This is a genomic window from Rhodoblastus sphagnicola (genome assembly GCF_002937075.1).
Classification (GTDB): Bacteria; Pseudomonadota; Alphaproteobacteria; order Rhizobiales; family Beijerinckiaceae; genus Rhodoblastus; species Rhodoblastus sphagnicola.
The window spans coordinates 53,326-72,112 of record NZ_NHSJ01000034.1 but is presented as its reverse complement, the minus strand read 5'-3'; the positions used below and the strand labels follow the sequence as shown (position 1 = coordinate 72,112).

Below are 18,787 nucleotides of genomic sequence, written 5' to 3'. Positions count from 1 at the left end.
TCCAATGCGGGCGAGTGTGCGCCAAAGCTCTCGTTCCGGCAATAGCTTACCTTTGGGTTGCAAAGTTCAATCCAGAATGACGCGCGAACGCCCAGCCCGGCGCAACTGCATAGTGCTGTTCGCGGTGGTGGGCCACAATGGCGCGCTGGATCAGCTCAACCAGAATGCGGCGATGAAAACACCCTGGCCACCGCCCGGGGCGAACCCAACAGGTCGCTGACGCCGTCCTTCCACAGCCGGGAGTTTTCCACCACGAAGAAATAAGCTGCGCTCGCCAAGCGTTGTCATGGCGCTTACGCATTGAGGAGGTTAAAATCCCCGTTCGGTGACTGGAAACGCTCGGGTATGCGACAATTCATTCTTTTGACCGGAAGCGGCATCTCCGCCGATTCCGGGCTGGACACGTTCAGGTCCTCGGGCGGACAGAGCCTCTGGGCGCGTTACGATCCGGACGTGGTCTGCAATTTCGATGTCTGGGAAGAGAATTTCGAACTGGTGCATGAATTCTATTCGCAGCGCCGCATGGAGCTGGCTGAAGTCAGACCCAATGCCGCGCATAAAATGGCGGCGGACTGGCAGCGCAAATATGGCGCCGAACTCATCACCCAGAATGTCGACGATCTGTTCGAGCGCGCCGGCGCCCACGATGTGATCCACGTCCACGGCCGCCTGACGGACCTGCGCTGCCTCGGCTGCGAGACGCAATGGGACTGGGGCTATCGGGCGTTCGATCCGGCGGAGCACCGCTGTCCGGAGTGCGGCGGCGTGCATGAGGTCAAGCCGGATGTGGTGTTCTTCAACGAACGGGCGCCGCTGTACCAGAAATTATGGGAGCGGCTGGATTCGCTCAGCCACGAGGATTTGCTGGTGATCGTCGGCACGTCCGGCAATGTGCTGCCCATCGCCGGCATAGCGCGGCACAGCCGGGCGGTCACGGTGCTGTCCAATCTCGATTCGGAACCCGCCATTCCCGAAAAATATTTCGACCATGTGCTGCATGGCCGCGCGGCGGAGATCGCGCCGCGCCTCGATGCCCTGGTGGCGCGGATTCTGGCGGAATCCTAAGCTTTCCCGACCTGTCCGCGCCGCGATTCGATTTCGGCGCCCATGGCGCGCACCAGACAGGCCCTGGCGAAGGACAGCAACTCGTCCGGGCAGCTTTCCAGGTTTTCCATCACCTGCATCAGCAGGCGAAACTGCGCGGTGGTGAGTTCGGCGCCCTCGCCGCCGAGGTAATCGATCAGCCATTGCGCCTGCGCGCGATCTGGCGCGCGGCTGGCGAAGGCGTCGAGATACCAGGCGCCGACATTTTCCGCGAAGAACCTGCCCCAATCCGGGCAGGCGGGCAGACGGGCGCGGGCCAGCGCGCCCAGCGCATCGACTTCACTTTCGCTCAAGCGGCTGTCCGATTTGGGCAGATACGACAGAATGCCCACGTCATCGGGCAGGATTTGGCCGCGGCGGGTGATGGCCGCGCAGATCTGCGGCGCGAGGTCGAGTGCGATAAGCGTGCCGGAGGTCATGGTCACTCCTTCCTGAACGATGGAAGGACGTTAGCCGGCCGCGCTAAGCAAAGGCTTAACGTTCGTTATGCTTGAGGAAGACTTGCAGGTTATGGTTAATGAACAGTAATGCGGTTGGTCGCCTCAGCAGGGCGCAAGCTCCGCGACCCCGTCCAGCGTGAGATCGACCATCAACTCGTTGGCGAGCGCTTCGAGCGACTGGCGCAGGTCGTCGATGGGGAGGCCGTCGGGCAGAGTCAGCCGCGCCTTGGCCTTGAACATGGCCTCGCCGGAAAACGCTCCGCTCACCAGTTCGCTTTCGAGTTCGGTGAAGTTGACGTTTTGCGTGGCGAGGACGTGCGAGATGTCGCGAACGATGCCGGGCCGGTCGAGGCCGATCAGTTCGAGCTGAATGGCGCGGCCGGCGGCGGGGGCCTGGGCGTCGGCCCGCTCGATGACGAAGCGCAGCCCTTGCGCTTCCAGCTTGCCCAGCGAAGCGACCAGCGCGTCCGCCTTGTCCGCCGCGACGGAGACCAGCACCATGCCGGCGAACTGCCCGGAAAGCCTGGACATGCGTGTGTCCAGCCAATTGCCGCCTCCCGCCGCTATGGTTTCGGACATCGCATTGACCAGACCCGGCCGGTCGCGGCCGATGACGGTCAGAACGAGATGAATATGCATGGCGCGCTCCTGTTGCGTCAGAGCATACGCCAACCCGGCCGGCGCCGAAAGTTCGCTTTCGTCCGATCCGGGTCGCCGAAAAGTCGGCGCTCAGCTTGGGCGGTTCGACCTTGCCTCCGCCAGTCCGCGCCGGGCAATCGCCGCCATCAGCGCCGCCATGGCGAGCACGCCCAGCGGAATCGGCGCGACGGAGCCAAGCGGCCGCGCCAGCAGCGGCGCGGCGAAGGCCAGGGCCATGATGGATTTCTCGTAAGGCAGCGCCCCGCGCTCCAGGATGACGCAGGCGAGCAGCGCCAGCGCCGGCGCGATAAGAACCATGTCGTAATCCATGCAATAGGGCGTCGAGAGCAGCGCGCCCGTCAGCAGCGCGGCCCCGGCCAGCCGGAAGTCGGCGCGGCGCGCGTACAGCCAGACCACGATGGCGGCGCAGGCGAGCGCGGCCGCCCCCTGGCCCGCATAGGCCAGCGGCACGGAGCCGCCCAGCGCCCTGACAGCGGCGAAGACGCTCTGCATCTTCTCCCATCCCGCGCCGCCCTGCTCAATCAACACGACGCGCGAAAAGCCGAGCGACCCCAGGAAGTCGCGCCAGATGTCCACGCCAAACAGCGCGGTGGCGGCGCCGCATTCGGCGAGGACGGTCGCGCCCGCCGCCAGCAGCGCGCGCCAATTGTTCGAGGCGAGCAGCGCCAGCGGGATGAGCAGGCCGAATTGCGGCTTGTAGGCGACGAGGCCGAAGCAGACGCCGGCCAGGACGGGACGCGCCGGCGCCAGCACCGCGCCCGCGCCCATCAGCGCCGCCGTGATCAGCCCGTTCTGTCCGTGCATGAGGCTGATGGCGACGGCGGGAAAGGCGAGGCCATACAGTGCGGCCCGTCGCCACGGCATGATGTTGCGCAGCAGGGCGAGATAGGCCGCGAGGCCCAGGCCCTGCCACAGCGCGAGCGCGCCGAGATAGGGCAAGAACGCCAGCAACGCCGCCACGATGAGGAAAACTGGCGGGTAGCTCCAGGAGTAGAACGGCGTCGCCGGCCCGAACACGGCCTTTTGATGCGCGGCATGGGCGGCGTTGTCATAGGCCAGCGCCGGCGCGCCGTCGTGGACCGAGAGGCCGGCGACATAGACCTGGCTGAAATCGCTTCCCAACGGCTGGCCGTCGAAACTGACATTCCCGTGCGCCATCGCCAGCAGCGCGGCGATCAGGGCGGCGCCGAAGACGATCAGGATCAGCGCATAGGCGCGGCAGCGCGTCGGCGTGAGAAAGTCGCCCGAGCGCAGCGCGGCGCGCCAAGCTTTCGGCGCGGGCGCCGCAATGAAATTTTCAGACGAGGACAAGGTCTTCTCCCAAGGGAAGGCCCATTGTCGCCGCATGGCGGTTAAGAATCGCGCAATGGGTCCGTCCCTCCTCTCGGGCCGAACGGGCGCGCGCATGCGCGGCGTCATGCCCGGAACCATCGCATATTCGGCGCGTTCTCATTGCAACCGAGGGTCACATGCGAGCTTTGCGCCCTTTGTGCGCCAACCGATTGGCGCCCCGAAGCGAAGCTCCCCTTTTACGTCCCTGGAGACGATGCGATGCGATTGAAATACGCCACTGTATTGGCCGGCGCGCTGCTGGCTGTATCGAGCGCGAGCGTCCTGGCCCGCCCGGCCGTGATTACGACCAACGCCAACCTGCGCAGCGGTCCGGGCGTCGAAAACCCGATCGTCGGAATCATCCTGGCCGGAGCGGCTGTCGATGTCGGCGGCTGCGTGCGCTCCTGGTGCCGCGTCAGCGCCAGCGGCGCAACGGGCTTCCTGTCCCGCACGCTGTTCGCCTTTGGCGGCGCGCCCGGCGTTTCCATCGCCGTGCTGCCGCCCGGCGGCTCGGTCAGCGTCGGCTCTCGCTATGATCGCGACGAGAATAACAGCTATGGATCTTACAACGGCGGCTATGGCTATGACAACGAACCCAGCCCCGGCTACGCCTATGATGACTATGACGGGGGGCCGGGCGTCGGCCTGGGCTTCTATGGCGGCGGCTATTACGGTGGTGGCTGGCGCGGGCATGGGCGCCATTTCGGCGGGTTCCACGGCGGCGGCGGTTTCCATGGCGGCGGGTTGCGGGTGGCGCCTGTCAGCGCGGCTCCCGGCGCCGGCTTCCATGGCGGCGGCTTCCATGGCGCGGGCGGCGGGCACAGGGGCCTTCAACGCTGAACTCCAGACCTGAATCAGAGGGGGCGGGCGAGTCGCGCCGCCCCTGTCGGGATCGCCACGCGCCTATCCGGTCGTGGCCCGCCGTTTCAGCCAGGCCGGATAGAGCTGCGTAAACAGGGCGGTCGCGATGAGGATGGCGTAGGAACAGCCTTCATAGGCGAGGTCGGAGACGTAAAGCCGCTCCATCTTCATCCACGCCAGCGCGGCGCTGGCGGTGAACGCCATGGCCCAGGCGGTCGAGATGATCATGTTGGCGCGCAGGAACGGCGCTGAAGTCCAGGCTTCGCGCGGCGTGTGATCCTTGGCGTAATCCAGCGTGAACGGGCTCTTTCGGACAATCCCGACCCAGGCGCCGGCGGCGAGCGCGCCATTGGCGAGAACGCCCATGTGCTGAACGGTCCACATGTTGTGGAACGCCATGACGAGCACGAGAGCCAGGGAAAAGAACGCCAGCCCCACCCACAGGATGATGCCGCGGTGCAGCCGCAGCAGGCCCATCGTCACGCTCAGGGCCAGCGCGACGCCAAGGCCGAGTTCGAGGCGTTCGAGGCTGCCGCGGGCGATGATGAGAAAAGACAGCCACGGCGCAAAGGAAAACAGCAATTTCAGAAATTGCACGTGGACCTCCGGCGTTTCAATTCACCGGGCCGGAGCTGAGCATATAATCTTCAAGAATCTGTTGAATCTTCGAGAGTCTCTTTAATTCTGGAACAGACCCTTGGCGCTGTCGCCGCCTGTTCTCGCGACATTCAAGGCGCGGCGCGCGATTGTCGCGCGCCGCCTTATCGTCAGACCCCCTTGTGGTCGAGCGCCGCCATGATCTCGTCGATGATCGCGGGATCGTCGATGGTGGCCGGCATGGTCCAGGGGTCGTGGTCGGCGATCTTCTTCATCGTGCCGCGCAGGATCTTGCCCGAGCGTGTCTTGGGCAGGCGGTTCACGGTGATGGCGATCTTGAACGCCGCGACCGGGCCGATCTTGTCGCGCACCAGCTTGACGATTTCCCGCTCGATCTCGATCGGCGAACGGTCCACGCCGGATTTCAGCACGATGAAGCCGCAGGGCTGCTCGCCCTTCAACTGATCCTTGACGCCGATCACCGCGCATTCCGCAACGTCGGGGTGCGAGGCCAGCACTTCCTCCATGCCGCCGGTGGAGAGGCGATGTCCCGCGACATTGATGATGTCGTCGGTGCGGCCCATGATGTAGACGTAGCCGTCCTCGTCGATGAAGCCGGCGTCCGCCGTCTTGTAGAAGCCGGGGAAGTCGGTGAGGTAGCTTTCCTTCATCCTGACGTCCTGCTGCCACAGCGTCGGCAGATTGCCGGGAGGCAGCGGCAGCTTGATCACGATCGAGCCCATCTTGCCGGGGGGCACCGGATGGGCGGCTTCGTCGACGATCTGGATGTCATAGCCGGGCATGGCCACGGTCGGCGAGCCGTGCTTGACCGGCAGGGCGCCGAGACCCACGGGATTGCCGGCGATGGCCCAGCCGGTTTCGGTCTGCCACCAATGGTCGATCACCGGCACGCCCAGGATCTTCTCGGCCCAGGCCACCGTATCGGGGTCGGCGCGCTCGCCGGCCAGGAACAGGGTGCGCATCGACGACACATCGTATTTCTTCAGAAGCTCGGCGTTGGGGTCTTCCTTGCGCACGGCGCGGAAGGCCGTGGGCGCGGTGAACAAGGCGGAAATCTTGTATTCCTCGACCATGCGCCAGAACGCGCCGGCGTCGGGCGTGCCGATCGGCTTGCCCTCATAGACCACCGTGGTCGCGCCATAGAGCAACTGGCCGTAGAGGATGTAGGAATGGCCGACCACCCAGCCGACGTCGGACGCCGCCCAAAATACCTCGCCCGGTTCGATGCCGTACAGGTTCTTCATGGTCCACATCAGCGCGACGGCATGGCCGCCGTTGTCGCGCACCACGCCCTTGGGAATGCCGGTCGTGCCTGAAGTATAGAGGATGTAGAGCGGGTCGGTCGCCTTCATCTCCTCCGGCTCGACATGGCGGCGCTCGGCGACCGCGGCGACCACCAGATCCGCCCAGTCGAAGTCGCGGCCGGGGATCATCTCGGCGATCGCCTGCGGCCTTTGCAGGATCAGCAGCTTCTCCGGCTTGACGGCGGCGAGTTCGATCGCTTCGTCGAGCAGCGGCTTGTATTTTACCGTGCGATTGGGCTCGATGCCGCAGGAGGCCGTGAGAATGACCTTGGGATGGCAATCGTTGATGCGGGTCGCCAGCTCTTTTGCCGCAAAACCGCCGAACACCACGGAATGTATGGCGCCCAGACGGGCGCAGGCCAGAACGCCGATCACCGCTTCCGGGATCATCGGCATGTAGGCGAGCACGCGGTCGCCCTTGCCGACGCCGAAATCCTTGAGCACGGCGGAGACGGCGTTCACTTCCGCCAACAATTCCGCATAGGTGTAGGTGCGCTTGATGCCGGTGACCGGGCTGTCATAGATCAGCGCGGCCTGTTCGGCGCGGCCGTTCTTCACATGGCGGTCGACCGCATTGTAGCAGGTGTTGAGCGTGCCGTCGGGGAACCAGCGACCGTAGACGCCGGCCTCGGGGTCGAATACGGTTTTGGGCGGCTTGATCCAGTCCACCTGCTTGGCCGCCTCGCCCCAGAATTCGAACGGCTTGTCCTTCCAGGAACGATAGACGTCTTGATACTGGCTCGCCATGGGGTTTCCTCTCCGTGCATTGCCGGTGTTCTGAGCATTTCGCGCGGAAAGTGCGACGGCGCGCAAGAGAAGTCCAGAATGCGGCCGCTCGACCTTAGGCTAATGGCGCGGCGGCTTCGGCGGATGTGCTTGGGAGAATTGTCCTTGGGCGAATTGTTAACGGTGGGATTCGAGAACAGGTCGGGCGGGGCCATGCCGGCGGTCAGCCCCCAACCGGAGCCGCCCGTGTTCGCCCGTCCGATCCGCTTTCTCCGCGACGCCGATAGGTTCGACGCCGGGCGCGCCCGCGCCTGTGCGCGCCTAGCTGCAAAGCGTGTTCGCGGCGCTGCGGGTGTGGGATGCGCCGCTTTGGTTCGCCTATGGCGCCCAGGCCCTTGGCCAGCCTCGCCGCCCTGATCGCGCTGCTGCGCCGGACGCTCGACGCGCACATGCAAATGGCCGTCACGGCGGTGGCAGGCCTGCTGGCTGGCGACGCCCTTCGTGCTCGACTACGATTTCGCGCTGCTGGCTGTGCCGCTCGCGGTCGCTGGCGCTTTATGCGTTCTTGCCGCTGTCGCTCGCCAGCCTGAAGCGCCGCATCCAAGCCGAAACCGCCGCTTGAGAGGCGGTTGGCTTGAGAGGCGATTCGCGATTCGAGCCGCCGGGGCGGCGGGCGTCGCGCGCCGCAAAGAAAATCCCCGCCGCGAGGGCGGGGATCAAGGCGTCGCGCAGTCTCCTTAATGGAGCGTGGCGTCGACTTTCTCGGTCTTGAACTTGGTAATTTCGTCCTTGAGTTGCAGTTTGCGTCGCTTGAGTTCGTGCAATTTGACTCCATCCGTTCCGGGGAGAGCCTCTTCCTTCTCGATTTCTCGTTGCAGCGCCTGATGACGGCGCTCGAGTTCGGCGAGATGGGCTTGCATGGACATGCACAACTCCTATCGAAGTTTTCACGACGGAATAGTGACACGCCTGTGAACGACCGCAAGCGTTAATTAGCGGCCAAGCTTAAGTAAAAATTGAGAGCTTGAACTTGACAGCAACAGCCGCATCATTCGCCTTGCTCTTGACCGCGCATGCGGACATAATCCGCGCCGCGCGGCGGGCGCGGCGGAACGGGCGGCGGAATGGCCGATGACGAGAGACATGAGTGACGAAGAACGGGCCGAATTCGCTACGGAACTGGAGAGATTGCGCGAGGAGCACCGCGACCTCGACGCCGCCATCGGCGCGCTGACCGCCGTTGGCGCCTACGACAGGTTGCAATTGCAGCGTCTGAAAAAACGCAAGCTCGTGTTGCGCGACCGCATCACCTTCCTCGAAGATGCGCTGACGCCCGATATTATCGCCTGAACCTTAGATTTCGCTTTTACTTCCGCGCTTGGCGCCATAGGACCACGGCTTCGCTTTTTTCGGAACCGATTTCAGTGTCGAACACAAACAGCCCCGTCGCCATCATCATGGGCAGCCAGTCCGATTGGGCGACCATGCGTCATGCCGCCGAAACGCTCGAAGAGTTAGGAATTTCCGCGGATGCCCGCATCGTCTCCGCGCATCGCACCCCGGACCGGTTGTTCGCCTTCGCCAAGGGCGCGCGCGACGCCGGTTTCAAGGTGATCATCGCCGGAGCGGGGGGCGCCGCGCATCTGCCGGGCATGACCGCCGCCATGACGCCGCTGCCGGTTTTGGGCGTTCCCGTCGAATCCAAGGCGCTGTCTGGGCAGGATTCGCTGTTGTCGATCGTGCAGATGCCCGGGGGCGTACCCGTGGGCGCGCTGGCGATCGGCAAGGCCGGGGCGATCAACGCCGGCCTGCTCGCCGCCGCGATCCTGGCGCTGAACGATCCCGCGCTGGCGAAACGGCTCGACGCCTGGCGCGCGCGCCAGACCGAAAAGGTGGCGGAGCGGCCGCATGACTGACAGGGGCGCGCCGAGATGAACACGGACAGGGCGCTGGCGCCCGGCGCGCGGATCGGCATTGTCGGCGGCGGCCAACTCGGCCGCATGCTGGCGCTGGCCGCCGCGCGGCTCGGCTTGTCCTGCCATATTTTTACGCCCGGCGCGGACGAACCGGCGATCGAAGTCGCCGCGCGCGCCACCCTCGCGGCCTATGACGACCAGCAGGCGCTGGCGCGTTTCGCCGACAGCGTCGATGTCGTGACCTATGAATTCGAGAACATTCCCGCCGCGACGGCGGAATTCCTGCAAAAGCTCAAGCCGGTGCGGCCCTCGCCGCGCGTGCTGGCGCTGACCCAGGACCGACTGGTCGAAAAGGATTTCGTCGCGAAATTGGGCATCGAGGTCGCGCCCTATGCGCAAGTGGACGATCCCGGCGCGCTCGCCCGCGCCGTGGCGCGCATCGGGCGGCCGTCGATCCTGAAAACGCGGCGGTTCGGCTATGACGGCAAGGGCCAGGCCCTGCTCAAGGAAGGCTCCGATCTCGCCGTCGCCTTCCGGTCGCTCGGCGGGACGCCCTCCATTCTCGAAGGTTTCGTGCCCTTCAGCGCCGAGGTCTCGGTGGTGGCGGCGCGCGGGAGCGACGGCGAATTCCTGGCCTGGGACGTCGGCGAAAACCTCCACGACAACCATATTCTCGACACCACCACCGTTCCCGCCAATATTTCCGACGATCTGCGTCACCGCGCCCATGACATGGCGCGGCGGATCGCCGAGGCGCTGGACTATGTCGGCGTGCTCGCGGTGGAAATGTTCGTCGTGGACGGTCCGGACGGGCAAAAACTGCTGGTCAACGAGATCGCGCCGCGCGTGCACAATTCCGGCCACTGGACCCTCGACGGCGCCGTGACCTCGCAATTCGAGCAGCACATCCGCGCGGTCTGCGGCTTCCCGCTCGGCTCGACGCGCGCCCACGGCCCGGTGGTGATGCGCAACCTGATCGGCGACGACGTCGAAAACTGGCGCGAGTTGCTGCGCCAGCCCGGCGCCTGCCTGCATCTCTACGGCAAGAGCGAAGCGCGCCCCGGCCGCAAGATGGGCCATGTCACCTTTCTGAAGACGTGATGGCGAACTCCACCTTTTCCCAAGTCGAAACCTCGATTTTTGAAATCATGTCCGCGCTCGCGCGCGACAGCGGCGCCATCAATCTCGGACAGGGGTTTCCCGAAGGGTTGGAGCCGCGGGAGCTGATCGAGGCGGCGGTCGCGGCGCTGCGCGGCGGCCCGCATCAATATCCGCCGATGATGGGCCTGCCGGCTTTGCGCCAGGCGGTCGCCGACAATTCCCGCCGCTTTTTCGGCCTCGACGCCGATTGGGAGCGCGAGGTCATGGTGACGTCGGGCGCCACCGAGGCGCTGGCGGATTGCTTCCTCGCTTTGCTGGAGCCGGGCGACGAGGTCATCGTGTTCGAGCCGGTCTATGATTCCTACGCGCCGATCATCCGGCGCGGCGGCGCGGTTCCGGTTGCGGTCAAACTGGCGCCGCCGGACTGGCGCCTGCCGTTCGAGCAGGTGCGGGCGGCGATCACGCCGCGCACCCGCGCGCTCGTCGTCAACACGCCGATGAACCCGATCGGCAAGGTTTTTGACGAAACCGAACTGCGTTTCCTCGCCGATCTCATGCTTGAGCACGATCTCGTCGCCATCTGCGACGAGGTTTACGAACATCTGGTGTTCGACGACGCGCGCCACGCCAGCCTGTTCGGCTTTGCGGACGTCCGCGACCGCGTCGCGCGGATCGGCTCGGCGGGCAAGACGTTTTCGGTGACCGGCTGGAAGGTTGGTTACGTCATGGCCGACGCCAAACTGCTCGGCCCGATCGCGCGCGCCCACCAGTTCGTCACCTTTACGACGCCGCCCGCCCTTCAGGCGGCGGTCGCGGCGGGGCTGGTCCTGCCGGACAGCTATTTCGCCGGGCTGAAACAGGCGCTGCGGGACCGCCGCGATGTCCTCACCAAGGGCCTCAACCAACTTGGTTTTGTCGTCCGCCCGGCGCAGGCGACCTATTTCGCCGTGGCCGACTTCACCGCCTTCGACCGCGCGGGCGACGATCTCGCCTTCTGCCGGCGCATGGTGGCGCAAGCCGGCGTCGCCGCCATTCCGCTCTCGGCTTTTTACGCGCGCCGCGACCTGCGCGGCCACATCCGCTTCTGTTTCGCCAAGCAGCGCGACACGCTCGAACGCGCCTTGGACCATCTGACGCGCTGGGTCTAAAGTCGCTTGAGAATGCGCGAAGGCGCGGCCCATGGCTGAAGCGCGGCTTTTTTTCTGAAGCCGGGAACCCAACCCGGAGTCTTGGCGTTGAGGGGCGGTTAGCCGGACGGGAGTTTATTGATGTCTCTTGCCGCTCTTGTGGGTCCGCAGCTTCCGTTCCTGCGCCGCTATGCGCGCGCGCTGAGCGGCGGTCAGGCGAGCGGCGACGCCTATGTCGTCGCCATGCTCGAAGCTCTGGTCGAGGATCCCACGCTGTTCGACAGCGATTGCGAAGCGCGCGTGGCGACTTACCGCGCGTTCTCGCGAATCTGGAACGCCTTGCCGCTCAATTCGGCGGCGGTGGCGGCGCGGGGGCGCGAAGCCGGCGCGCCCGCCGAGCGACGCGTGGAGGGCCTCACGCCCTTGCCGCGCCAGGCCTTCCTCCTCACCGCCGTCGAAGGATTTACCTGCGAGCAGGCGGCGCGGGTGCTGGAGCGTTCGCTGGCGGACTTGTCCCAATTGATCGAGGTGGCGGGTCGCGAAATCGGCGAGCAGGTGGCGACCACCGTCCTGATCGTCGAGGACGAGCCGATCATCGCCCTGGACCTCGAAAGCATCATGAAGGGCCTCGGCCATCAGGTGTGCGGCAACGCCCGCACCCGCGCCGAGGCGGTCGAAATGGCCGAACGGCTGCGGCCGGGTCTGGTGCTGGCGGACATTCGCCTCGCCGACGGCAGCTCGGGCCTGGAGGCGGTTGACGAAATTTTGAAGTTTCTTGCGGCGCCGGTGATCTTCATCACCGCCTATCCCGAGACATTGCTCACCGGCCAGCGTCCCGAGCCAACCTTCCTGATCGCCAAGCCGTTCGAGGAAGCCATGGTGCGCGCCGTGGTCAGCCAGGCGCTGTTCTTCGACGCCAGGGCGGGGCGGGAGCCGGCGACCGCCGCCTAGAGCATGATCCCAAGAAGTGGACACCGGTTTTTGGAAAAGATCATGCGAAAATAAAGAGTCTAGAGCATTTTCAAGCGAAGTGGACACCGGTTCGCGTTAAGAAAATGCGTTAAAGCAAGACCCGAGAGCTTTTTCATGTTTCCACGAAACGTGAAAAAACTCTGATCGCGCGCGTTCAGCCTCTGCCGAAGGTCTCGTCAAAAGCGTAGCCCGCCCCGCGCACGGTGCGGATCGGGTCGTCCTCGCCGCCCTGCGCCAACGCCTTGCGCAGGCGGCCGACGTGGACGTCCACGGTGCGCTCGTCGATCTCCGCGGAAAATCCCCACACGCTGTCCAGCAGTTGCGAGCGCGCGAACACCCGGCCCGGCTTTTCCATCAGATATTCCAGCAGGCGGAATTCGGTTGGCCCCAGGTGGATATCGCGGCCGGAGCGGCGGACGCGGCGGGTTTCGCGGTCGAGTTCGATGTCGCCGGCGGCGAGTTTGGTCGCCACGCGCTCCGGGCGGGCGCGGCGCAGCAGGGCGCGCACACGGGCCATCAATTCGGGAACCGAAAACGGTTTGACCACGTAATCGTCGGCGCCGACCGAGAGGCCGCGCACGCGCTCGCCTTCTTCCCCGCGCGCGGTCAGCATGATCACCGGCAGCGTGCGCGTGGCTTCTCTCGCGCGTAAACGGCGGCAGATTTCCAGGCCGGAGACGCCGGGCAGCATCCAGTCGAGGATCACCAGATCGGGCGCGGCTTCCTCCAGCCGCAATTCCGCCTCGTCGCCGCGCTCGACCCGCTCCACCACATAGCCTTCGGCCTCCAGATTATAGGCCAGCAGCAGCGACAGGGCGGATTCGTCCTCGACCACCAGGATGCGCGGCGCCCCTCCGGGAGAGGCCGCGGTAATGGTGTTTACGCGCGTCTCGTTCATGGCCGTTTCTCTTACGCGAGGTCGGTGGAAGCGGCGCCGCGCGGCCGTTCGTTGGGCAGGGGGCGGCCGGTGCGGATATAGAACACCGTCTCGGCGATATTGGTGGTGTGGTCGCCGACCCGCTCGAGATTTTTCGAGCAGAACAGCAGATGGGTGCAGAAGGTGATGTTGCGCGGGTCTTCCATCATGTGGGTGAGGAGATCGCGGAACACGGAATCCTCCAGCGAATCGAGTTCGGCGTCGCGCAGCCACACCGCCTTGGCGCGCTCGGCGTCGCGTTGGGCATAGGCGTCGAGCACGTCGTTGAGTTGCATCACCGCGAGGTCGTGCATGCTCTTCAGGCCGACCATGGCGCGCGGCATGCGGCCCTCGCCGGCGATCTTGGCGGCGCGCTTGGCGATGTTTTTCGCCAGATCGCCGACGCGTTCGAGATCGCCGGAAATGCGCAGCGCGCCGATGATTTCGCGCAGGTCCACGGCGACCGGCTGGCGGCGGGCGATCACGGCGACGGTCTCTTCTTCGACCGTGCGCTGCAACGCGTCCAGCCGCGCGTCGGCGCTGATGACCTGTCGCGCCAGTTCGGCGTTCATGCCGGCCAGCGCGTCCATGGCGTCGGCGAGCATCTTTTCGGCAATGCCGCCCATTTCGGAAATGTGGCGGCCGAGCAGTTCAAGCTCGGCGTCGAAGGATCTGACGGTGTGTTGTTCGACCATGGGCGGAAATCCAGTTCAAGGAGGCTCAGCCGAAGCGGCCGGTGATATAGTCCTGGGTGCGGCTTTCACGCGGCGTCTGGAAAATCTGGCCGGTTTCCCCGAACTCCACCATTTCGCCGAGATACATGAAGGCGGTGTACTGCGAGACGCGGACCGCCTGCTGCATGTTATGGGTGACGATGGCGATGGTGTAGTGGTTACGCAATTCGTCGATCAGTTCTTCCACCTTTGCCGTGGAAATGGGGTCGAGCGCCGAGCAGGGCTCGTCGAACAGGATCACTTCCGGCTGGATCGCCACGGTGCGGGCGATGCACAGGCGCTGCTGCTGGCCGCCCGACAGCGACAGGCCGGAGGCGTTGAGCTTGTCCTTGACCTCGTCCCAGATCGCGGCGCCGCGCAGGGCCTTTTCGACGCGGTCATCCATGTCGGCCTTGCCCAGATTCTCGTAGAGCCGCACGCCGAAGGCGATGTTCTCGTAAATGGTCATGGGGAAGGGCGTGGGCTTCTGGAACACCATGCCGACGCGGGCGCGCAGCGAATTGAGGTCGAGCTTGGGGTCGAGCACGTTCTCGCCGTCGAGCAGCACGTCGCCGGTGGCGCGTTGGCCGGGATAGAGGTCGTACATGCGGTTGAGCACGCGCAGCAGCGTGGACTTGCCGCAGCCGGATGGGCCGATGAAGGCGGTCGCGTGTCGGTCGTAGAGCGGCACGTTGACGGATTTCAGCGCCTGGTTGTCGCCATAGAAGAAGTCGAGATTGCGCACCGACATTTTCAAGGGCAGGGCGGCGCCCGCCAGGGCTTCGCGGGCGGGGGCGCCCGGGTTCACAGGCTGCTGGGGCAGGGGCTGGGTCTCGGATTCGGGCACGGGGCTGGCCGTCTCTTGAGCCGGGGATTCGGTCATGGGGCGATCTCGTTCACTTGCTGGTTTTTTGCGCGCCGAGGATGCGGGCGGTGATGGACAGGGCGAGCACCGTGACGGTGATCAGCAGGGCGCCGGCCCAGGCGAGGTTTTGCCAGTCCTTGTAAGGCGACAAGGCGAACTGGAAAATCACGGCCGGAAGGCTCGCCATCGGCGCGTTGAGGTTGGTGCTGAAGAACTGGTTGTTCAGGGCGGTGAACAGCAGCGGCGCGGTCTCGCCGGAGACGCGGGCCACCGCCAGCAGCAGGCCGGTGATCAGGCCGGCGCGGGCCGCCTTGTAGGCGATGTGCCGGATGATCAGCGCGCGCGGCAGGCCGAGCGAGGCGGCGGCCTCGCGCAGGCCCCCGGGCACGAGGTTGAGCATGTCCTCGGTGGTGCGCACGACGACGGGAACCACCAGCAGCGCCAGCGCTATGGCGCCGGCCAGGCCCGAGAAATGGCCCATCTGCATCACGGTGATCTCATAGACGAACAGGCCGATCACGATCGAAGGCGCCGACAGCAGGATGTCGTTGATGAAGCGCACGACGGTGGTGAGCTTCGAATAGCGGCCGTATTCCGCCATATAGGTGCCGGCGAGCAGACCAAGCGGCGCGCCGATCGCCACGCCGAGCGAAGTCATGATCAGCGAGCCGACAATGGCGTTGAGCAGGCCGCCGGCCGCGCCGGGCGGCGGCGTGTTCTGGGTGAACACGGCGAGGTTGAGGCTGGTGAAGCCGTTCCACAGCAGGGCGCCGAGGATCAGCGCCAGGGCGATCAGGCCGATGGCGGCGGCGGCGACGCAGGCCGTCATCGCGATGGAGCTGCGTAATTTGCGCGTTGCGGCGAGGGCCATGTCAGCGTCCTTCCTGTCTCTGGATGCGGGCCAGCAGCAGGCGCGAGGCCGCCAGCACGAAGAAGGTGATGACGAACAGCAGCAGGCCGAGCGCGATCAGCGAGGAGGTGTAGAGCGCGCCGTCGGCTTCGGTGAACTCGTTGGCGATGGTCGCGGAAATCGTGGTGCCCGGCCCGAGGATCGAGGGCGAAATCTTGTGCGCGTTGCCGATCACGAAGGTCACCGCCATGGTCTCGCCCAAGGCGCGGCCGAGCGCCAGCATGATGCCGCCGACGAGACCGACCCCGGTATAAGGCGCGACGATCCTGCGCATCACCTCCCATCGGGTGCAGCCGACGCCGTAAGCGGCCTCTTTCAGCACCGGCGGCACGGTTTCGAACACGTCGCGCGAGATGGAGGAGACCAGCGGCAGGATCATGATGGCGAGGATGATCGAGGCGGTGGCGATGCCGATGCCGTAGGGCGGGCCGGAAAACACATTCTCAAGCCAGGGGACGCCGGCGAAGGCCGCGATCAGGCCGGGCTGCACATGTTCCTGCAGGAACGGGGCGAGCACGAACATGCCCCAGATGCCGTAGATGATCGAGGGAATGCCGGCGAGCAATTCCACGGCTATGCCCACGGGTCTGCGCAACTGGTAGGGGCAGAGTTCGGTGAGGAAGACGGCGATGCCAAACCCCATCGGCGCGGCGATCAGCAGCGCGATGAAGGAGGTGACGAGCGTGCCGTAAATGGCCGGCGCCGCGCCGAATTTTTCCGTGACCGGGTTCCAGGACTGCGAGGTCAGGAAGCCCAGGCCGAACTCGCGGAGCGCCGGCGCCGAGCCGTGGATCAGCGAGACGATGACGCCGCCAAGCAGGACGAGGACGGCGACGGCGCAGGATTTGGTGAGGATGTGGAAGGCGGTGTCGCCCAGATTGAACAGTTTGAGCACTTTTGCGCGGGTGTCGCCATAGGACACCCGTTTTGTCTGCTCGGACAAGACCGCCTCCGACATGATGCGCCTTTCGAGAGAGAGCCGGGGGCGCGCCCCCGGCCCGGAAAATTGGATTACTTGGCGTCGTAAACCGTCTTGCCGTCGGCGCCCTTGATTTCGGTCGCCCAGGTCTTGCGGATCAGGCCGATGACATTATCGGGCAACGGGATGTAGTCGAGGGCCGCCGCTTCCTTGGCGCCGTTCTTGAACGCCCAGTCGAAGAATTTGATGGCGTCCGCGACATCGGCCGGGTTGGCCGGCTGCTTGTGCACCAGGATGAAGGTGGCGGCGGTGATCGGCCAGGACTTGGGTCCGGGCTGGTTGGTCAGGATCTGGTAAAAGCCGGGGGCGTGGGCCCAGTCGGCGTTGGCGGCGGCGGCCTGGAAGGCTTCCGTGGTCGGGGCGACCGTCTTGCCATCCTTGTTGACGAGATCGGCGAAGGCGATCTTGTTCTGCTTGGCGTAGGCGTATTCGACGTAGCCGATCGAACCCTTGGTGTTGGTGACGGTGTTGGCGACGCCTTCATTGCCCTTGGCGGCGAGGCCGACCGGCCATTCCACCGCGGCGTCCGAGCCGACCTTGGTCTTCCAGTCGGCCGAAACCTTGGCGAGATAGTCGGTGAAGTTGAAGGTGGTGCCGGAGCCGTCCGAACGATGGACCACGGCGATCGGGGCCTCCGAGAGCTTCAGCTTCGGATTCAACTTGGCGATGGCCGGATCGTTCCAGGCCTTGATTTCGCCCAGGAAGATCTTGGCCAGAACGTCGCCGCTGAGCACGAGTTGCTCGGTGGCGACGCCGTCGATGTTGATGATCGGCACGATGCCGCCCATCACCTGCGGCCATTGCACCAGGCCGTTCTTTTCCAGTTCCTCGATCTTGAGCGGCTTGTCGGTGGCGCCGAAGGTCACGGTGTTGGCGATGATCTGCTTGATGCCGCCGCCCGAGCCGATCGACTGGTAGTTCAGGCCGAGACCGGTCTGAGTCTTGTAGCTGTCCGCCCATTTGGCGTAAATCGGATAGGGGAAGGTGGCGCCGGCGCCGGAGATGTCGGCGGCCAGGACCGGAGCTGCGGCCGTGGCCAAGGCCGCGACAACGACGGTGCGCATGAGGAATTTCGACATTGGGACCTCTTGGGAGGGAACGCGCTTTGCGCGCGGAAACTCTCTACGACAGTAGCATGACGGTTATGTGACAGCGGCCGGCGCGAACCGGGGCCGGCTCCGCTTGGCTCTCGAAATTATCTCAATCAAACAACGGTGTACGCGCCGTGAAGGTGGCGCCTTCACCAAGGTTTGACCGGATTTCCAACCGTCCGCGATGGCGGGCGAGAATGTGCTTGACCAGGGCGAGGCCGAGTCCGGTGCCGCCCTTGGCGCGGCTCTGGCCGACATCGACGCGAAAGAATCGCTCGGTCAGGCGCGGAATGTTCTCCGGCGCGATGCCCGGCCCTTCGTCGCGCACCGACAGCACGCCCACGCCTTCGCGCGGCTCGACCGTGATCCAGACTTTCCGCTCGGGTCCGCCCGGTTCGGGCGCGCCGTATTTGATGGCGTTCTCGATCAGGTTTTCGGCGACGCGCAAAAGTTCGTCGCGCTCGCCGCGCACCATCGTCTTGCGGGCCTCGATCACGAGATCGACGCGGCTGTCCTCGGCAAGCGGCGACAGGGCGTCGCGGACCTGTTCGGCGACGGCGGCGAGATCGACCGCCGCGCGCGGCTGGACATGCAGCGTCTGCTCGATGCGCGACAGCGACAACAGGTCGTCCACCAGCCGCGCCATGCGCCGGGCCTGGTGCAGCATGATGCCTAAGAATTTTTCGCGCGCGGCCGTGTCCTCGCGGGCCGGCCCCAGCAGGGTCTCGATGAAGCCGAGCAGCGAGGCCAGCGGCGTGCGCAATTCATGGCTGGCGTTGGCGACGAAATCGACGCGCATCTGTTCCAGCCGGCGCGATTCGGTCGCGTCATGCAGGGTCACCGCCACTTGCCTGTCCTCGCCGGAAAACGCCGCGACATGGGCTTGGTAGAGCCGCTCCACCGGGGCGCGCGCCAGCCAGGAAATGTCTTCCACGGCGCCGCCGCTCAGGACGCGGGCGACGGCGTCATGGAGATCGACGGCGCGAATCGACGAGGCCAGCGGCGCGTCGAGGCGCAGATGCGGAAACAGCGCGCGGGCCGGCGCATTGGCCGCGACCAGCCGCAGCGAGTCGCCGATGACCAGCACCGGCTCCGGCATGGCGTCGATCAAGGCCGAAATCAGCGTGGCGTCCCGGCCTGCGGTCATGCCGT

Annotated in this window: 20 protein-coding genes; 7 read left to right on the top strand and 13 right to left on the bottom strand. The window is 65.6% G+C overall.

All coding sequences use genetic code 11. The annotated features are described in order from the left end of the window. Window positions 1-345 precede the first annotated feature (345 nt). On the top strand, window positions 346-1,065 hold the full coding sequence (locus CCR94_RS03965; RefSeq protein ID WP_104506573.1) for an SIR2 family NAD-dependent protein deacylase: 720 nt from the start codon (window positions 346-348) through the stop codon (window positions 1,063-1,065). Here CCR94_RS03965 and CCR94_RS03960 read toward each other — a convergent pair. From CCR94_RS03960 to CCR94_RS03950, 3 genes are all read right to left on the bottom strand, one after another. Next, a complete protein-coding gene (locus CCR94_RS03960) occupies window positions 1,062-1,523 on the bottom strand; it encodes a hypothetical protein (protein WP_104506572.1) in 462 nt (153 codons plus the stop codon). The two genes, CCR94_RS03965 and CCR94_RS03960, sit on opposite strands and share 4 nt — an antisense overlap. Before the next feature lie 123 nt (window positions 1,524-1,646). Continuing rightward, a complete protein-coding gene (locus tag CCR94_RS03955; RefSeq protein ID WP_104506653.1) occupies window positions 1,647-2,183 on the bottom strand; it encodes a glycine cleavage system transcriptional repressor in 537 nt (178 codons plus the stop codon). Between the two features lie 90 nt (window positions 2,184-2,273). After that, complete coding sequence (locus CCR94_RS03950; RefSeq protein ID WP_158254608.1) at window positions 2,274-3,515, bottom strand: glycosyltransferase family 87 protein; 1,242 nt, start codon at window positions 3,513-3,515, stop codon at window positions 2,274-2,276. A 240-nt stretch (window positions 3,516-3,755) separates the two neighbouring features. Here CCR94_RS03950 and CCR94_RS03945 point away from each other — a divergent pair, with 240 nt between their 5' ends. Then, window positions 3,756-4,376 (top strand): SH3 domain-containing protein, encoded by a 621-nt coding sequence (locus CCR94_RS03945; protein ID WP_104506570.1) that lies wholly within the window; start codon window positions 3,756-3,758, stop codon window positions 4,374-4,376. Between the two features lie 63 nt (window positions 4,377-4,439). Here CCR94_RS03945 and CCR94_RS03940 read toward each other — a convergent pair whose 3' ends face one another. The 3 genes from CCR94_RS03940 to CCR94_RS03930 form a co-directional block, all read right to left on the bottom strand. Continuing rightward, a complete protein-coding gene (locus CCR94_RS03940) occupies window positions 4,440-4,994 on the bottom strand; it encodes a hypothetical protein (RefSeq protein WP_104506569.1) in 555 nt (184 codons plus the stop codon). A gap of 170 nt (window positions 4,995-5,164) precedes the next feature. Beyond that, window positions 5,165-7,066: a propionyl-CoA synthetase gene (locus CCR94_RS03935; RefSeq protein ID WP_104506568.1), complete on the bottom strand. Its 1,902-nt coding sequence runs from the start codon at window positions 7,064-7,066 to the stop codon at window positions 5,165-5,167. Between the two features lie 716 nt (window positions 7,067-7,782). Further along, a complete protein-coding gene (locus CCR94_RS03930) occupies window positions 7,783-7,971 on the bottom strand; it encodes a YdcH family protein (protein ID WP_104506567.1) in 189 nt (62 codons plus the stop codon). A gap of 205 nt (window positions 7,972-8,176) precedes the next feature. Here CCR94_RS03930 and CCR94_RS03925 point away from each other — a divergent pair, with 205 nt between their 5' ends. The 5 genes from CCR94_RS03925 (at window position 8,177) to CCR94_RS03905 (ending at window position 12,140) form a co-directional block, all read left to right on the top strand. Further along, complete coding sequence (locus tag CCR94_RS03925) at window positions 8,177-8,395, top strand: YdcH family protein (protein ID WP_104506566.1); 219 nt, start codon at window positions 8,177-8,179, stop codon at window positions 8,393-8,395. A gap of 107 nt (window positions 8,396-8,502) precedes the next feature. Then, complete coding sequence (gene purE / locus CCR94_RS03920; RefSeq protein ID WP_104506565.1) at window positions 8,503-8,961, top strand: 5-(carboxyamino)imidazole ribonucleotide mutase; 459 nt, start codon at window positions 8,503-8,505, stop codon at window positions 8,959-8,961. A 15-nt stretch (window positions 8,962-8,976) separates the two neighbouring features. Beyond that, window positions 8,977-10,062, top strand: a complete 1,086-nt coding sequence (locus CCR94_RS03915) for a 5-(carboxyamino)imidazole ribonucleotide synthase (protein WP_104506564.1) — start codon at window positions 8,977-8,979, stop codon at window positions 10,060-10,062. Continuing rightward, window positions 10,062-11,210 carry an aminotransferase gene (locus CCR94_RS03910; protein ID WP_104506563.1) on the top strand — a complete coding sequence of 383 codons (1,149 nt, stop codon included), beginning with the start codon at window positions 10,062-10,064 and terminating at the stop codon, window positions 11,208-11,210. The genes CCR94_RS03915 and CCR94_RS03910 overlap by 1 nt, the downstream gene beginning before the upstream one ends. 120 nt (window positions 11,211-11,330) lie before the next feature. After that, window positions 11,331-12,140: a response regulator gene (locus CCR94_RS03905; RefSeq protein ID WP_104506562.1), complete on the top strand. Its 810-nt coding sequence runs from the start codon at window positions 11,331-11,333 to the stop codon at window positions 12,138-12,140. Between the two features lie 175 nt (window positions 12,141-12,315). Here CCR94_RS03905 and phoB read toward each other — a convergent pair whose 3' ends face one another. The 7 genes from phoB to CCR94_RS03870 form a co-directional block, all read right to left on the bottom strand. After that, window positions 12,316-13,059, bottom strand: coding sequence for a phosphate regulon transcriptional regulator PhoB (phoB, locus tag CCR94_RS03900; protein ID WP_104506561.1), 744 nt, complete (start codon window positions 13,057-13,059; stop codon window positions 12,316-12,318). Between the two features lie 11 nt (window positions 13,060-13,070). Continuing rightward, entirely contained in the window at window positions 13,071-13,772 is a 702-nt protein-coding gene (gene phoU / locus CCR94_RS03895; protein ID WP_104506560.1) for a phosphate signaling complex protein PhoU, read from the bottom strand. A 25-nt stretch (window positions 13,773-13,797) separates the two neighbouring features. Further along, window positions 13,798-14,541: a phosphate ABC transporter ATP-binding protein PstB gene (pstB, locus tag CCR94_RS03890; protein WP_244593934.1), complete on the bottom strand. Its 744-nt coding sequence runs from the start codon at window positions 14,539-14,541 to the stop codon at window positions 13,798-13,800. Window positions 14,542-14,686: 145 nt separating this feature from the next. Next, the gene (pstA, locus tag CCR94_RS03885; protein ID WP_104506558.1) at window positions 14,687-15,526 is read right to left on the bottom strand and encodes a phosphate ABC transporter permease PstA; all 840 of its coding nucleotides are present in this window, start codon (window positions 15,524-15,526) and stop codon (window positions 14,687-14,689) included. 1 nt (window position 15,527) lies between these two features. Next, window positions 15,528-16,523, bottom strand: coding sequence for a phosphate ABC transporter permease subunit PstC (pstC, locus tag CCR94_RS03880; RefSeq protein WP_104506557.1), 996 nt, complete (start codon window positions 16,521-16,523; stop codon window positions 15,528-15,530). A gap of 53 nt (window positions 16,524-16,576) precedes the next feature. Next, window positions 16,577-17,623: a phosphate ABC transporter substrate-binding protein PstS gene (pstS, locus tag CCR94_RS03875; protein ID WP_104506556.1), complete on the bottom strand. Its 1,047-nt coding sequence runs from the start codon at window positions 17,621-17,623 to the stop codon at window positions 16,577-16,579. 121 nt (window positions 17,624-17,744) lie between these two features. Next, entirely contained in the window at window positions 17,745-18,782 is a 1,038-nt protein-coding gene (locus CCR94_RS03870; RefSeq protein WP_104506555.1) for an ATP-binding protein, read from the bottom strand. Between the last annotated feature and the right edge of the window lie 5 nt (window positions 18,783-18,787).

What these genes read in the sequence shown, in the direction of transcription:
- CCR94_RS03965 (WP_104506573.1), top strand. Translation starts at nt 346, where the DNA reads ATGCGACAATTCATTCTTTTGACCGGAAGCGGCATCTCCGCCGATTCC.
- CCR94_RS03960 (WP_104506572.1), bottom strand. Translation starts at nt 1,523, where the DNA reads ATGACCTCCGGCACGCTTATCGCACTCGACCTCGCGCCGCAGATCTGC.
- CCR94_RS03955 (WP_104506653.1), bottom strand. Translation starts at nt 2,183, where the DNA reads ATGCATATTCATCTCGTTCTGACCGTCATCGGCCGCGACCGGCCGGGT.
- CCR94_RS03945 (WP_104506570.1), top strand. Translation starts at nt 3,756, where the DNA reads ATGCGATTGAAATACGCCACTGTATTGGCCGGCGCGCTGCTGGCTGTA.
- CCR94_RS03935 (WP_104506568.1), bottom strand. Translation starts at nt 7,066, where the DNA reads ATGGCGAGCCAGTATCAAGACGTCTATCGTTCCTGGAAGGACAAGCCG.
- CCR94_RS03930 (WP_104506567.1), bottom strand. Translation starts at nt 7,971, where the DNA reads ATGTCCATGCAAGCCCATCTCGCCGAACTCGAGCGCCGTCATCAGGCG.
- CCR94_RS03925 (WP_104506566.1), top strand. Translation starts at nt 8,177, where the DNA reads ATGACGAGAGACATGAGTGACGAAGAACGGGCCGAATTCGCTACGGAA.
- purE (WP_104506565.1), top strand. Translation starts at nt 8,503, where the DNA reads ATGGGCAGCCAGTCCGATTGGGCGACCATGCGTCATGCCGCCGAAACG.
- CCR94_RS03915 (WP_104506564.1), top strand. Translation starts at nt 8,977, where the DNA reads ATGAACACGGACAGGGCGCTGGCGCCCGGCGCGCGGATCGGCATTGTC.
- CCR94_RS03910 (WP_104506563.1), top strand. Translation starts at nt 10,062, where the DNA reads ATGGCGAACTCCACCTTTTCCCAAGTCGAAACCTCGATTTTTGAAATC.
- CCR94_RS03905 (WP_104506562.1), top strand. Translation starts at nt 11,331, where the DNA reads ATGTCTCTTGCCGCTCTTGTGGGTCCGCAGCTTCCGTTCCTGCGCCGC.
- phoB (WP_104506561.1), bottom strand. Translation starts at nt 13,059, where the DNA reads ATGAACGAGACGCGCGTAAACACCATTACCGCGGCCTCTCCCGGAGGG.
- phoU (WP_104506560.1), bottom strand. Translation starts at nt 13,772, where the DNA reads ATGGTCGAACAACACACCGTCAGATCCTTCGACGCCGAGCTTGAACTG.
- pstB (WP_244593934.1), bottom strand. Translation starts at nt 14,541, where the DNA reads ATGTCGGTGCGCAATCTCGACTTCTTCTATGGCGACAACCAGGCGCTG.
- pstA (WP_104506558.1), bottom strand. Translation starts at nt 15,526, where the DNA reads ATGGCCCTCGCCGCAACGCGCAAATTACGCAGCTCCATCGCGATGACG.
- pstC (WP_104506557.1), bottom strand. Translation starts at nt 16,523, where the DNA reads ATGTCGGAGGCGGTCTTGTCCGAGCAGACAAAACGGGTGTCCTATGGC.
- pstS (WP_104506556.1), bottom strand. Translation starts at nt 17,623, where the DNA reads ATGTCGAAATTCCTCATGCGCACCGTCGTTGTCGCGGCCTTGGCCACG.
- CCR94_RS03870 (WP_104506555.1), bottom strand. Translation starts at nt 18,782, where the DNA reads ATGACCGCAGGCCGGGACGCCACGCTGATTTCGGCCTTGATCGACGCC.